This is a genomic window from Luteimonas sp. TWI382 (assembly GCF_039674545.1).
Classification (GTDB): domain Bacteria; phylum Pseudomonadota; class Gammaproteobacteria; order Xanthomonadales; family Xanthomonadaceae; genus Luteimonas.
Map to the genome: position 1 here is coordinate 93,286 of NZ_JBDJNS010000013.1, position 14,229 is coordinate 107,514.

11 protein-coding genes, 1 pseudogene and 1 riboswitch are annotated in these 14,229 nt (G+C 69.6%); of the genes and pseudogenes, 3 read left to right on the top strand and 9 right to left on the bottom strand.

Annotated features, from left to right (window positions below; genetic code table 11):
• Positions 1-2: 2 nt before the first annotated feature.
• Together ABE505_RS10400 and ABE505_RS10405 are read right to left on the bottom strand one after the other, a co-directional pair.
• A pseudogene (locus tag ABE505_RS10400) lies at positions 3-795 on the bottom strand (FCD domain-containing protein).
• Positions 796-1,162: 367 nt separating this feature from the next.
• Positions 1,163-2,059, bottom strand: coding sequence for a LysR family transcriptional regulator (locus ABE505_RS10405; RefSeq protein ID WP_346458277.1), 897 nt, complete (start codon positions 2,057-2,059; stop codon positions 1,163-1,165).
• Positions 2,060-2,144: 85 nt separating this feature from the next.
• On the opposite strand from ABE505_RS10405, the gene ABE505_RS10410 reads away from it, so the two are divergent.
• Positions 2,145-2,933 carry an NAD(P)H-dependent oxidoreductase gene (locus tag ABE505_RS10410; protein WP_346445819.1) on the top strand — a complete coding sequence of 263 codons (789 nt, stop codon included), beginning with the start codon at positions 2,145-2,147 and terminating at the stop codon, positions 2,931-2,933.
• 55 nt (positions 2,934-2,988) lie between these two features.
• Here ABE505_RS10410 and ABE505_RS10415 read toward each other — a convergent pair whose 3' ends face one another.
• From ABE505_RS10415 to ABE505_RS10430, 4 genes are all read right to left on the bottom strand, one after another.
• Positions 2,989-3,621: an NAD(P)H-binding protein gene (locus tag ABE505_RS10415; RefSeq protein ID WP_346445820.1), complete on the bottom strand. Its 633-nt coding sequence runs from the start codon at positions 3,619-3,621 to the stop codon at positions 2,989-2,991.
• 110 nt (positions 3,622-3,731) lie between these two features.
• Positions 3,732-5,603 (bottom strand): TonB-dependent vitamin B12 receptor, encoded by a 1,872-nt coding sequence (gene btuB / locus ABE505_RS10420; protein WP_346445827.1) that lies wholly within the window; start codon positions 5,601-5,603, stop codon positions 3,732-3,734.
• Between the two features lie 128 nt (positions 5,604-5,731).
• A riboswitch (cobalamin riboswitch) is annotated at positions 5,732-5,950 on the bottom strand.
• Between the two features lie 20 nt (positions 5,951-5,970).
• The gene (locus ABE505_RS10425) at positions 5,971-6,330 is read right to left on the bottom strand and encodes a TfoX/Sxy family protein (RefSeq protein WP_346445828.1); all 360 of its coding nucleotides are present in this window, start codon (positions 6,328-6,330) and stop codon (positions 5,971-5,973) included.
• Positions 6,327-6,809 carry a GAF domain-containing protein gene (locus tag ABE505_RS10430; RefSeq protein WP_346445829.1) on the bottom strand — a complete coding sequence of 161 codons (483 nt, stop codon included), beginning with the start codon at positions 6,807-6,809 and terminating at the stop codon, positions 6,327-6,329. The genes ABE505_RS10425 and ABE505_RS10430 overlap by 4 nt, the downstream gene beginning before the upstream one ends.
• Positions 6,810-6,881: 72 nt before the next feature.
• On the opposite strand from ABE505_RS10430, the gene bioD reads away from it, so the two are divergent.
• Positions 6,882-7,583, top strand: coding sequence for a dethiobiotin synthase (gene bioD / locus ABE505_RS10435; protein WP_346445831.1), 702 nt, complete (start codon positions 6,882-6,884; stop codon positions 7,581-7,583).
• A gap of 147 nt (positions 7,584-7,730) precedes the next feature.
• Here the strand turns inward: bioD and ABE505_RS10440 are convergent, their stop codons facing one another.
• From ABE505_RS10440 to ABE505_RS10450, 3 genes are all read right to left on the bottom strand, one after another.
• Positions 7,731-10,913 (bottom strand): efflux RND transporter permease subunit, encoded by a 3,183-nt coding sequence (locus ABE505_RS10440; RefSeq protein WP_346445501.1) that lies wholly within the window; start codon positions 10,911-10,913, stop codon positions 7,731-7,733.
• A 64-nt stretch (positions 10,914-10,977) separates the two neighbouring features.
• Positions 10,978-12,120: an efflux RND transporter periplasmic adaptor subunit gene (locus tag ABE505_RS10445; RefSeq protein WP_346446223.1), complete on the bottom strand. Its 1,143-nt coding sequence runs from the start codon at positions 12,118-12,120 to the stop codon at positions 10,978-10,980.
• 56 nt (positions 12,121-12,176) lie between these two features.
• Complete coding sequence (locus ABE505_RS10450) at positions 12,177-12,950, bottom strand: helix-turn-helix domain-containing protein (protein WP_346445503.1); 774 nt, start codon at positions 12,948-12,950, stop codon at positions 12,177-12,179.
• Positions 12,951-13,130: 180 nt separating this feature from the next.
• Between ABE505_RS10450 and ABE505_RS10455 the strand changes: the two genes are divergently transcribed.
• Positions 13,131-14,229: efflux RND transporter periplasmic adaptor subunit (locus tag ABE505_RS10455; protein WP_346458278.1), on the top strand; the 1,099-nt coding region annotated here is incomplete at its 3' end.

Here is a 14,229-nt window from a genome sequence, read left to right on the forward strand (position 1 = left end):
CTTCAGCTGTGCGACGGCGGCAGGCGCGAAGCGCGGGCGCGGCGCGCTTCGTTGTCATCGAGTTCGCGTAGCGAGCAGTGCACGAACGCCAGGTGGGTGTGCGCGGCGGCGCGTGCGCCCTCCGGGTCACCCGACAGGACGGCGTCGCGCATCGCCCGGTGCTGCATCAACAGCGGCTCGCGAGACATAGAGCGTTTCGCGGCTCTGCGAGATATTGGTCTGCAGCAGGTCGAACATCCCGCGCATGACCTGCAGCAGCACCAGATTATGCGAGGCCTCGGCGATGGACAGGTGGAATGCGGCATCGGCGCGCGCCTCGCCGGCGGGATCGTTGCGGCCATGCAGGGCCGTCATTGCGTCGAAGGCATCGGCGATCCGCGCGCGGTCCTCGTCGGTCGCGCGCAGCGCGGCGTGCCAGGCAGCCATGCCCTCCAGTCCGTGGCGGATCTCCAGGACGTCGTAGCGGTACTCCGGATCGCTCCGGAACACGCTGATGAATGGTTGCAGCGGCGCGATGCGCGAGGCTGCGGGTGCGTCGTGCGCACACAGGTAGGTGCCGCCGCCCTGGCGTGCACGCAGCACGCCCTGACTCGCCAGGTGGGCGATCGCCTCGCGCAAGACGGTGCGCGACACGCGCAGTTCGAGCGCGAGCGCGCGTTCGGCCGGCAGGCGATCACCGGGCCTCAGCTCGCGCGCGTCGATCAGTGCCAGCACGCGGTCGACCACCTGGTCGGACAGACGCAATCGGCGCGCGCCGATCGTGTCGGGGCGGGTCGCTGGGGCGGGAAGGCGCATCCGGGAATCCATCCATGTCAATTCGCCTGCAGCGATGACGATCATCGGCGCGGAGGCGGGGCGGTGAACCGAGGCGGGTCCGATTCGCGCCCGGCAAGCGCGGATCTATGGACCGCATCCGGCGCGCCACGGCCGATTGGTATGACCGATTCGAAGGCAGGGCGCGCTCAACACCGGGCAATCTTAGCGAACTGAGCGGGTTCAACGTCAACGCGACCAAGGTCGCAGATATGTGGTCATACCAATGTGAGGAGCGCTGATGTTCGCAGCCGGTGCGCGCCACACCGTCGCGCAGATGCGCGTCGAAGGTCTCGGCCTATGCGGCGGCAGAGGGCGGCCGCCACGCACCGGGGCGCGGCTGGTCGCCTCATTCCATACCGGCGATGTGCGCACGCAGCCACTGGTGGGCCGGGTCGCGATGGACGCGCTCGGGCCAGAGCATCAGCAGGTCGAAGCCGGGAATGGCGATCGGCGGTGCGACCACCCGCAACGCCGGGTTCGCCTGGACCAGGCGCGAGGGCAGCATCGCCACCAAGTCGCTGGTTTCCAGCAACGCCGGCATCGCCAGAAACTGCGGCACCGACAGCACGACGCGACGGGCCATGCCGCGCTCGGCGAGTGCGCGGTCGGTAGCCCCATCGAAGCCGCCGCCGTCCGGCGAGACGATCGCATGGTCGAGCTTGCAAAACTGCGCCAGTGTCGGGCGACGCTTCAATCCAGGATGTCCCGCGCGCCCGACCAGCAGGTAGCGCTCGGTGAACATGCGGCGCCAGCGCAACGTGGGCGGTGCCTCGGCGTTGGTCAGGAACGCGAGGTCGACCTCATCTTGCGCCGTACTGGCGGCCATCTGCCCCGGTGGCCGTTGCACGACCGCCAGGCGCATCCCTGGCGCGGCGATCCGCAACGTGGCCAAGGCCGGGCGCAGGACCGTCAGTACGCTGTAGTCGAAGGCGGCGACGCGCCACGTCTGGCGGGCCTGGGCGGGCGCGAAGGGCGGGGCAGGCGCGACCGCCTGGGCCAGCGCCGCCAGCGACTGCCGCAGCGGCTCGCGCAGCGCATCGGCGCGTGCCGTCGGGCGCATGCCGCGCGGTCCTGGCAGCAGCAGCGGGTCGTCGAAGAAATCCCGCAGCCGTGCGAGCTGGGCACTGATGGTCGGCTGCGCCAGATGCAGACGCTGCGCGGCGCGGGTCACGTTGTGCTCGATCAGCAACGCGTCGAGTGTGCGCAGCAGGTTGAGATCGAGTCCCCGCAAGGTATTGCGCATGACGATACCTGGAATGGTGAGAATCCATTTCAACTATAGGATTCCCATCGCTACCTTGTGTGCATCGTCCTTGCGAGCCGCGCCGATGCATGTCCTGCTGGTCCACGCCCATCCAGAGCCGACCTCGATGACCCGTCGTCTGGTCGACATCTCGACCGACGTCCTGTCCGCGCAGGGTCACATGGTGACGCAATCCGATCTGTACGCGGCGCGCTGGAAGGCGGTGTTCGACGCCGACGACTTTCCCCATCGCCTCGACCCCGAGCGCTTGTCGTTCGTGGCCGAGTCGCGCCATGCCTTCGCTCATGATGGTCAGACGCCGGACGTGGTGGCCGAACAGCGCAAGCTGATGGCGGCCGATGCGGTGATCCTGCATTTTGCGCTGTGGTGGTTCGGCATGCCGGCGATCATGAAGGGCTGGATCGACCGGGTCTGGACCTACGGGCTGGCCTATGGCTACGGCGATGCCGGCAACGCCCACCGGTACGGGGAGGGCGGGTTTGCGGGCAAGCGTGCATTGCTCGCGGTGTCGGTCGGCGGTCCCGAGGTGGACTACTCGCCCCGCGGCATCAATGGCCCGCTGGAACAGTTGCTGTTTCCGATCACCCACGGTGCTTTGTTCTTTCCGGGCATGCAGGTGCTGCCCACTTTCGCGGTCTACGGCGCGGGTGCGCTCGACGCGCAGGGCCTCGCGTCGGCATCCCAGGCGTGGCGGGCGCGGCTGGCGGGGCTGTTCGAGCAGGCGCCGATCGCGTTCCGGGCGCAGAACGGTGGCGATTACCCCGACCGCCACGTGCTGGCCGCGGAGGTCGCGCCCGGTCGAAGCGGGTTGATGGCGCATATCGCCGATTCGGATGCCCAAGCGGGATGCTGACCTGCGGCGGGCCGTGCCCGTCCGGCTGGGCAGCGTCGCCCCCCGCGCCGTGACCTCAGCGCGGACGCCCGATGAACGGCGTGCAGTGGAGGAAGTCGCCTGATTCTAGGCAATCGATCACGAAGCCAGCCACCTCGTCCCGGGTGACCGTGCGCAGTTGCAGCGACGGCGGGACGGACAGGGCGACCTGCCAGTCGCCGCGTCCACGGCGCGCGGTGAACGGCGCGGGCCGCACCAGCGTCCAGTCCAGCCCTGAGTCCTGGATCAGCGCCTCCTGGCGCTCCTTGTCGGCATAGCGGTGGCGAGTGACCAGCGGAAAGACGATGCGGTTGTACAGCCAGCCGCCGTGCCCGCGCGTCTCGCCCGCGCCCACGCCGGTGATTGCGATCAGGCGCCGCACGCCGGTGTCGCGCATCGCGGCGATCGCTGCACGGGTCGCATCAGAGAACACCGTCGTCGGCCTCGGGCTGGCGACGCCCAAGCTCATCACGACCGCGTCGTGCGCGGGCATGCGTTGCGCCAGGAAGCGGGCGTCGTCGGGGCGGCCGACAACGATGTCGACGCCCGCTGTGGCGGTGAGCCGATCTGCCGACCGCGTTTGCGCCGTGACCCGGTGGCCGCGCGCCACCGCCTGCGCGACCAGCCGTGTGCCCACGCCGCCCGACGCGCCCATGACGAATACGCGCATTGCTGTCCCTGCCAAGCCGGTGCCGGCCGACAGTCTCGCAGATGCCGGGCGATGCGGCCGGGGGGGGGGGGGGGGCCCAAGGGGCCCCCCCCCCCCCGCCCCCCACCGCGTCAGCGCGCGAGCGGCTGCCAGCGCAACGCCAGCCCGTACTCGCGCCCGGGCTGGCGGTACCACGCCACCGTCTCGTAGTCCTTGTCGAGCAGGTTGGTCGCCCGCGCCTCGAGCGTCCACGCGGGTGCGAACGCCCACGCCGCACGCAGGTCGAGGGTGCCGTAGCCGCCGACGCGCAGCGTGTTGGCGGGGTTGTCGTAGCGGCCGCCGGCGCCGCGCAGCGTAGTGCCGATGCGCAGGTCGCCAAAGCTGCGATCGATGTCGAGCCGGCCGCTGCTGCGCGCGCGTCGGGCGAGCAGGTTGTCGCGGTAGGTGCCCTGGCTGCGGTCGCGCGGGTCGACGTGACTCAACTCGGTCGACAGGTCCCAGCCGGCGAGGGTGGTCGCGAACGTCAGCTCGGCGCCACGGATGCGGGCCTCGTCGATGTTGCTGCCGCGACCGACATAGTCCGGCGGCGGGTAGACGAACACAATCAGGTCGTCGATGCGGCTCTCGAACACGTCGAACGACCAGCGCCACTGGGCCGCCTGCTGCGAGATGCCGAGGTTCATGCTTTTGGAGCGTTCCGGTTTGAGGTCCGGGCTCTGCGAACCGGGGAAGTACAGGTCGTTGAAGGTCGGGGCCTTGAAGCCGGTCCCGGCGCTGGCGGTCACGCGAAGGCCGTGGGCCAGCTCCATGCCCCAGCCCAGGCTGCCGGTGCCGTGGCCGCCGAACTGCTCGTTGTCGTCGTGGCGCAGGCTCGCCTGCAGGCGATGCGCGCCGAAGCGACCGCGGTACTCAACGAACGTGGCGTAGTTGTCACGCGCCGTCACCGCGTAGCGGGTGTCGCTGTCGACTTGGTCGGCCTGCCAGTCGAAGCCCAGGCTCAGGCCCTGGGTCGGCGCCAGGCCGAAGTCGGCCTGCACCGAGGCGGTGTCGCGGCGGGTGTCGATGCGGCCGACATGACTGCGCGTGCCGGTGTCGGCATCGCGGAAGGAGGTGCTCGACTTGTCGTAGGCGCGGCCGGCCTGCGCGGTCAGGCGCACGACGTCCGAGGGCGCGTAGGTCAGTGTTCCGCCTGCCACCTGCTGCACGATGTCGGCCTCGTTACCGCCGAAGAGGCTGCCGTCGAACTGATTGAACGCGTCGGCATGCAAGGCATGACCTTCCAGCCGCAGCGCGTCGGTGAGCTGCACGCCGGCGCGCAGGTTCAGCGAACGGTTGCGGTAGCCGTCGCGGTCGGGCTCTTCGACGAAGCACCCCTGGAACAACGCCGACGAGCCGCGGCAGGCATCGATGCCGTCGGTGCGCTGGAACGCTGCATCGACACCGAACCAGCCCCGGCCGCTGCGGCCGCCGATGCCGGCGCTGGCTTCGCGCAAGCCGTGGCTGCCGGCGCCGATTCGTGCGTGTGGCGCAATCGCGCCGTCGTGGCGGCGGGTGAAGATCTGGATGACGCCGCCGATCGCTTCCGAGCCGTAGAGGCTCGAACGCGGGCCGCGTACGATTTCCACGCGCTCGATCTGGTCGACCGGCAGGTCCTGGATCGCCGGCATGCCGGCGGTCGCGCTGCCGATGCGTACGCCATCGACGAGCACCAGTACGTGGTCGGATTCGGCGCCGCGCAGGAAGATCGAACTCAGTTTGCCCGGGCCGCCACTGTTGCCGATCTGGATGCCGGCGCGGCCGCGCAGCAGCTCCGGCAGGTCGCGCGCCTGGCTGCGTTCGATCTCGTCGCGGTCGATGATCTGCGCCGGCACGAGGGTGTCAGCCAGCGCGGTCTGGGTGCGATTGGCGGTGACGAGCACGGCGTCGAGTTCGCCGGGAGCGGCGAGCGCCGACGGAGCGAGCAGGGCAGTGGCGATCGCCACGGTCAAGGTGCGGAACGGCATTGCGGTCTCCTTGCGCGCGCGCATCGAACGCGCGGCGGGCGGGCGAAGATCGCGGGAACGGGCGCACACGGACCGCCGTCCAGGCGCAAGGCGCACCCGGAACGTCGTCGCAATGCCCGCCGCATCGCAATCAGGTGGAACTTCGAGGCCGGTCTCCGGACTTGCGCGTGGGCGGTCTGAGCCCAGGCGTCGCGCCTTCCCGTGCACAGGGCACAGTGGCGAGAAGCGACGCTTGCACACGCTTACCGTTGCGGGGGCAGTGCCGGAATGGGGTTGCCTCGCGGCGCCCGCACCGGCTTCCCGTTTCAACCCAGGCAGGCCGGGTCACCGCGAAGCAGGCGCGATTGTACGCCAGCGCTCGTCCGGTTCAGCGTGCGTCGGGGTCGCCCGGCATCGCGTCGTCGCGATCGGCCGCGTCGTGCACGATCGTGGTGACCGGGCCGCCCGCGGTCCGTGCGCGCGGGTCGGGCAGTTGTGCGGTCGCCGCTTCGGCGGCCTCGGTCAGCTGCAGACGCCGTGCTTCGGGGACCTCCTGCCAGTGGCAGTCCAGCAGCGCGCCCTCGATCGAGTACAGCAGGTTGAGGCTGGGTCGGAAGCCGGCCCGGCGCACGCGCACGAAGGCCTCGACCGCGCCCGCCGCTTCGAGGTCCTCGCGCGTGCGCAGCCCCACCTGTCGCAGCCACGCCGCCGACTTCGGCCCGAGGTTGCGCAGCTTCGGCGCGCTCAACGCGCGTGCTCGACGTAGAGCCGTGCGAGCGCCTCCAGCCCGGCCTGATCGTCGGCGTCGAACCGGGCCGGCAGCGGACTGTCGAGATCGAAGACGCCGATCAGGCGGTCGCCGTCGACCAGTGGCACGACGACTTCAGACCGCGACGCAGCATCGCAGGCGATATGGCCTGCAAAGGCGTGCACGTCGTCGACCCGCTGGGTCTGCCGGGTGCGCGCTGCGGCGCCGCACACGCCCTTGTCGAGCGGAATGCGCACACAGGCCGGCAGGCCCTGGAACGGGCCGACGACCAGTTCGGTCCCGTCGTAGAAGTAGAAGCCGACCCAGTTGAGGTCGGGCAGGGCGTGGTAGACCAGTGCCGAGAGGTTCGCGGCATTGGCGATGGGGTCGGATTCGCCGTGCAGCAGAGCGCGGGCCTGTGCCGCGAGCGCGGCATACTGGTCGGCCTTGCTGCCGCTCAGAGGTGTGGAGGTGAACATGTCGCGCAGTGTAGCAGCGGGGTCGCACCCGCCCGGCCGCGCCGTCGCTGGCGTCCCGATCGGCGCGCCGGTATGAGCGCGCGCACGTGCCTGGTCACCGGGACCGATACCGGCATCGGCAAGACCCACGCCAGCGTGGCGCTGTTGCAGGCCTTGCGTGCCGATGGTCGCCGCGCGGTCGGCATGAAGCCGATCGCCAGCGGCTGCGATTGGCAGGACGGTGGCTGGCGCAATGAGGATGCGCTGGCGCTGCAGGCCGCCAGCCGGCCCCGGCCGGTGTACGCCGACGTCAACCCGGTGGCCCTGCCCGAAGCGACCGCGCCGACCCTGGCCGCACGCGCAGCCGGCGTGATCGTCAATGCCGCCGATCTGCACGCGGCGCACGCGCGGCTCGCCGCGGCGGCCGATGTGGTGCTGGTCGAAGGCGCCGGCGGCTGGGCCGCGCCGCTGGCCGAGGGCATCGAACATGCGGACCTGGCGCGGTGGCTGGGCGGCGCAGTGGTGCTGGTGGTCGGGCTCCGGCTCGGCTGCCTGAGCCATGCCCGGCTGAGCGCACGCGCGATCGCGGCCGACGGCTGTCGGCTTGTGGGTTGGGTCGGTAACCGGATCGATCCAGAGTTCTCGCGCGCAGACGACTATCTCGGCCTGCTTGCCGATGCGCTGCCGGCGCCGTGCCTGGGCGTGCTGCCGTTCGTCGGCGACGGGGGCAGCGCCGACGCGGGCGCCCTGGTGCTCGATCCGGCCTGGATCGACGCGCTGCCGCGCCGGCTCTGATCGGGGGCGTGGGGGGGCCGGGCAGGGGCCCCGGGGGCGCGGCGGGGGACGCCGGGGGGCTGGCGCGGGCCGGGCCCGCCGCGCGGCCGCGCCGGCGCTTTGGGGGGGGGGGGCAGCGGCGGCTGGCGCGGGGGAGGCCCGACGTGCTCAGTGCCCCTGGGGCACCGGCGTCGCTGGGTTGCCGTCGTGCCCGTCGGCGTCCGTGGCGGCCACCGCGCCCCGGTCGTGGCTGTGGTCACGCGCCAGCAGCAGGTAGAACGCCGGCAGCACGAACAGTGTGAACGCGGTGCCGATCGACATGCCGGCGGCGATCACCAGGCCCATCGAGAAGCGCGCCGCCGCGCCCGGACCGCTGGCGATCAGCAGCGGCACCATCGCGAACACCAGCGCGGCCGTCGTCATCAGCACCGGTCGCAGGCGGATCGCGGCGGCCTGCTCGATCGCCTCGGCCTTGCTCAGACCTTCGTTGATCTGCAGCTTGTTGGCGAACTCCACGATCAGAATGCCGTGCTTGGAGATCACACCCACCAGGGTGACCAGGCCCACCTGCGTGTAGATGTTGATCGACATGCCGGGGAAGGCCTCGATGCCGGCGAACTGCAGGATGCCCGACACCAGGCCCAGCGCGTTGAGCACCAGCAGTGCGCCGCTGATCGCCATCGGCACGGTGATCAGCATGATCAGCGCATCGCGGAAGCTCTCGAACTGCGCGGCCAGCACCAGGAAGATGATCACCAGCGCGAACGCCAGCGTGATCAGCATCGTGGTGCCTTCCTGCTTGAACTGCCGCGACTCGCCGGCGTAGTCCACGCTGTAGCCCTGCGGCAGCACGTCGGCGGCGATCTCGTCGAGGACCCGCAGCGCCTCGCCCTTGGTCACGCCCGGTCGCGGCGCGAAGGTGATGCCCACCGCATTGAGCTGCTGGAAGCGCTTGAGCGACTGCGGCTGCGCGCTTTCCTTGAACGAGACCACCGTCGAGAGCGGGATCAGCTCGCCGCTACGGGTACGGGTGTAGTAGTTGCCGAGTTGCTCGGCATTGAGCCGGTCGGCGCGCTGCACCTGCGGGATCACCCGGTAGGAGCGGTTCTGCATCGCGAAGCGATTGACGTAGCCGCCGGCGAGCAGCGCGCTCATGTCGGCCGCCAACGTGCGCATGTCGATGCCCAGCAGCGCCGCCTTGTCCCGATCGATCTGCACCTCCACGCGCGGCTTGTCGATCTTCAGGTCCTTGTCCAGGAAGATGAAGCGCCGGCTCTGCTGCGCGCGCGCGACGACCTCGTCGGCGATCTCCGACAGCTGCGCCAGCGAACCGATGCCGCCGATCAGGAACTCGCCGCCGCCGTCGCCGCCGGCCGAGGGCAGCGACGGCGGCACCAGCGCGAAGATGTTCAAGCCGGTGATCTCGGCAAGCTTGGGCTGCAGGTCCTGCTGCAGCACCTGGTTGGTCGAACGGTCGCGCTGGCTCCAGGGCTTGAGCACGAAGCCGCCCATCGCGCTGTTGCTGCCCCCCATGCCGCCGAAGCCGCCGTTGAACAGGAAGAAGTCGTTGATCTCGGGGATCTGCTCCACGATGTCGGACATCTCTTCGGTGTAGCGCTCGACATAGTCCAGCGTGCTTGCCGCATCCGCGCTGCCGATCGCGAACACGAAGCCCTCGTCCTCCATCGGCGCCGGTTCCTTGGGCGCGCCGATGTACAGGAATGCGCACGAGACCAGCACGACCGCGCCGAAGGCCAGGATCACGCCGCGGGTCTGCAGCGCGCCGTGCAGGCGTCGCTGATAGCCGTGCTGCAGGGCGTCGAAGCGGCGGTCCAGCCACGCTTCCAGGCGGCTTTTGCCGCTGCCCTGACCATGCGGCTTGAGGATCTTGGCGCACATCATCGGCGTAAGCGTCAGCGCGATCACGCCCGACAGCAGCACCGAGCCGGCCAGCGTGAACGCGAATTCGGTGAACAGCACTCCGGTCAGTCCGCCCTGGAAGCCGATCGGCAGATACACCGCGATCAGGGTCGTGGTCATCGCCACAACCGGCCACGCCAGTTCGCGCGCGCCACGGATCGACGCATCGAACGGCGTCATGCCCTCCTCGATGTGGCGGTGGATGTTTTCCAGCACGATGATCGCGTCGTCGACCACGATGCCGATCGCCAGCACCATCGCCAGCAATGTGAGCAGGTTGATCGTGAAGCCCATCAGCAGCATCAGGAACAGCGCGCCGACCAGCGACAGGGGCACGGTGATCGCCGGGATCAGCACGCTGCGCAGCGACCCCAGGAACAGGTAGATGACCACGATCACGATGATCACCGCTTCGATGATCGTGCGGATGACCTCGTTGATGCCGTCCTGGATCGACTCGGTGCTGTCGTAGGGGATCGTCGCCTCGATGCCCTCGGGCAACTGCGGCACGATCTCGTTGTCCCAGGCGCGGCGCACGTCCGCGATCACGTCCAGCGCGTTGGCGTCGGGCGAGACATAGATACCCATGAACGTGGCCGAGGCCCCGTTGATGCGCACCGACGAGCCGTAGTTCTCCGAGCCCAGCACCACATCGGCGATATCGCCCAGGCGCACGATCGCGCCGTCTGCCTCGCGCACCACCAGCGCGCGGAACTCATCGGGCGTGCGCAGATCGGTGCGCGCGGTGAGATCGACCGCCACCATCTGGCCCTTGGTCGAGCCCAGGGCCGAGAGCACGTTGTTGGCCTGCAGCGCGGCGTGGACATCGCTGGCGGTGACGCCCAGCGCGGTCATCCGGTCGGGCTTGAGCCACACCCGCATTGCAAATGCGCCCGGGCCCATGATCTCGGCACGCTGCACGCCTGGGATCGTTGCGATCTTCGGCTCCACCGCGCGCGTGAGGTAGTCGGTGATCTGGTTGTCGTCGAGCGTGTCGCTGGCGAACGAGACATACATCGCCGCGACCTGCTGGCCCTGCTGCAGGTCGATGACCGGATTCTCGGACTCGGCCGGCAGTTCGCTGCGCAGCTTGTTGACCTTGGCCGCGATCTGGGTGAGGGCCTGGTTGGGATCGTAGTCCAGGCGGATGTAGGCCTGGATCACGCTCACGCCGGCCGAACTGGTCGAGGTGATGTAATCGATGCCTTCGGCACTGGCGACTTCGCGCTCGAGCGGCGTGGTGATGAAGCCCTGGATCAGGTCGGCGTCGGCGCCGAAGTACGTGGTGCTGATGTTGACGACCGCATTCTGCAGCTCGGGGTACTGACGCACATTGAGTTCGGAGAACGCGCGCAGGCCGAACAGCAGGATGAACAGGCTGACGACCATCGCCAGCACCGGTTTGCGGATGAAGATGTCTGTGAATGTCATCTCGTTCTCCCCCGCGCATCGCAGCGCGGGTCAGGGAGCGGGGCGGGCCGGAGCCCGCGCGGCGTCAGCGGTTCTCGGGCGTCGGCGCGTCGTCTGCGGACGGCTGGACGCGGTTGTTGATCGTCACCACCGCGTCGTTGCGTAGTTTCAGCAGGCCGCTGGTGGCCACGCGCTCGCCGGGCTTGAGGCCGTCGGTCACCGCGATCAGGTCGCCACGCGTGGGGCCGGTGGTGATGAAGCGCTGGCGCACCGTCAGCGTCGGGCCCTGTGCACCGTCCTTGGGTGCGTCGGCCTTCTCGTCGCCGCGCTGCTCCGACACCACGTAGACCGCATTGCCGTAGGGATTGAAGCTGACCGCCGTCTGCGGGATCACGACCACATTCTGCGCACCGCCGACCGCAAGGCCGACGCGTGCGAACGCGCCTGGACGCAGCCTGCCATCCGGGTTGGCCAGCGTCGCCTGCACCTGGAAGTTGCGGGTGTTCGGGTCGACCGCGGGCTCGACTGCGGTGATGGTGCCCTCGAAGCGCGCGTCCGGCAGCGCGTCGACCCGCGCCTCGATGGTCGCGCCTTCCTGGATGCGGGGGAGCTGCTGCTCGGGCAGGGTGAAGTTCAGGAAGATCGGGTCGAGCTGTTGCAGGCTGACGATCGCAGCCCCCGGCGCGAGGTACTGGCCGAGGTTGACCTTGCGGATGCCCAGCACGCCGTCGAACGGTGCGCGGATGGTCTTCTGCGCGATCAGCGCCCGCTGCGCATCGACCTGGGCCTGCGCCGTTGCCGCCTCGGTGGCACGCTGCTCGACCTCGGCCTGCGAGACGAGCTGATCGCTGCCGAGTTCGCGCCAGCGGTCGCGCTGTACCGCCGCCAGCTTGGCGGCCGCCTCGCTCGAGCGCAGCACCGCCAGCTCGTTGTCGGTGTTGAGCTCAACCAGCACCGTGCCGGCCTTGACTGGCTGGCCGGGCTCGAACGACAGCCGGCGGACCACGCCGCCGGCCTCGGTGGTGACATCGGTGCCGTTGACCGCGACCAGGGTGCCGACCGCTTCGAGCGGCGTCGTCCATGCCTGCTCGACCGCATCGAACGTGGTGATCGCCACCGGTGGCTGCGGCATGTCGTCGAAGAAGGCGTTGACCGCACGTCCCGACAGAAACTTGGCGAGGAACACGCCGCCGAACACCAGAACGGTGATCAGCAGCACGACGAACATGCGGAGGCGGGGACGCGGGGCGCGTCGGGGCTCGGTCCTGGACATAGGGGGTTCCGTCAGGCGTAGGAAGGAGGGCAGGGCAGTGCGGGAGCGATGCTGGACCAGTCGGTCCCGAAGACGTCGCGGCTGACGCGGTCGATCAGCGCGTCGAGCGCGGCGTCGTCGCCGGCATCGACCAGCGGCTGCCAGCCGTAGCCGTTGAACAGGTACTGCAGATGGCGGATCAGCAGTCGATAGGGGTGGCCGATCACGGCCGTGTCGATCAGATCGCGCTGCTGCACCAGCGCCTGCAGCCCGACCGACATCATCCATGGGCCCATCGTCAGTGCCGGGATCGGGAGCGTGGACGACGGCAGCTCGCCGTTCGCGCGGGCTTCGGCCGCGATGCCGTCGATCAGGTCGCCCAGCGGCTCGAATGCCGCCAGCGCCCGGCGCCGGCTCTCCGCCGACGCAGCGCCCCAGACCATGTCGGTCCAGACGAACTGCGCCAGGCGGAAATGCTCCGGCTGCTCACGCATGATCAGCAGGTCGGCCAGAACCACGGCCAGCATCCGCTCACGCGTGGGGCCTTGCCAATGCGCCGCGCGCTCGAACAGCTCCACCCGGCTCATGCAGTTGCGTGTCGCCAGGGCCACCAGCAGATCTTCCTTGCTGGCGAAATGCCGGTACAGCGTGCCGATCGCATAGCCGCACTCCTCGGCGACGCGCGCCATCTGCAACGACATCAGCCCGTCGCGCTGGATCTGCGCCTGGGCGACATCGAGCAAGGCGATCTCGCGCTCGGCGATCTCGCGCTGACGCCGGGCGACAGTGGTGCTGGTGACGGACATGAGGAACCTGAACACGAACGGCGGCGCATTGTGAATCAAGTTCATTTTGTGAGCAAGGTTCACGTCCGCTTCGGGGGACCGAGTGGCGGAATGACTTCCTGCACGGTGCAGATCGGTTGCCTAATTAGCTATACTGGCCGGTATAGTAAATCCCGTTCGACTCCTCCCCCAGGTCCTCCCATGCGCCGAATCCTGTCCATTGCCGTGCTCGCCGCGGCGCTTTCCGCCTGTGGCAATCAACAGGAACAGGCGGCGCCGCCGCCACCCGAAGTCGAGGTGCTGACTGTCCAGCCGGGCGCGCAGCCGCTGCGCCAGGATCTGGTCGGCCGGCTCGCGCCGTTCCGCAGCGCCGATGTGCGCGCCCGTGTCCCCGGCGTGCTCGAGCGTCGTGTCTATACCGAAGGCAGCGACGTAAAGGAAGGCGACGTGCTGTTCGTGATCGATCCGGCGCAACTGCAAGCCGCGCTCGGTAACGCCCAGGCCGCCGAAGCGCAGGCGCAGGCGCAGTACACCAACGCCAAGACCGCCGCCGACCGCGCACGTCAGCTGGCGCCCACCGACTTCATCTCCAAGTCCGACCTCGACAACGCGCTGGCGACCGAGCGCAGCGCGCAGGCCTCGCTGGAAGCGGCGCGGGCGTCGGTGCGCAGTGCGCAGATCAACCTAGGTTACGCCACCGTGCGCGCGCCGATCTCGGGCCGCGCCGGCAAGCAGCAGGTCACCGAGGGTGCGCTGGTCGGACAGGGCGATGTGACGCTGCTGACCACCGTCGACCAGATCGACCCGCTGTACGTGAACTTCTCGATGAGCGTGTCGGACATGGAGGCGCTGCGCGCCAAGCAGGTCGACCGCAGCGAGCAGGCCTCGGTGCAGGTGCGGTTGCAGGATGGCACGGTCTACGAGCACACCGGCAGCCTGGACTTCTCGGCCGACGTCGTCGACCCGGCGACCGGCGCCATCGCGCTGCGCGCCACCGTGCCCAATCCCGACCGCCGCCTGCTGCCGGGCACCTACGTGACCCTGGTCGCCGACATGGGCCGCCAGGACGGCATCTACGTGGTGCCTCAGGCCGCGGTGCAACGCGACGCGACCAGCGCCTTCGTGCTCGTCGCCGGTCCCGACGACAAGGTCGTGCGCAAGGACATCAATCTGGTGCGCGCCGACGGCGGCAACTGGATCGTCGATTCGGGTCTGGCGGCAGGCGACCGGGTCATCACCTCGGGCCTGCAGCGCGCCCAGATCGGCGCGGCGGTGAGCCCGAAGCCGGCTCAGGCCGCAC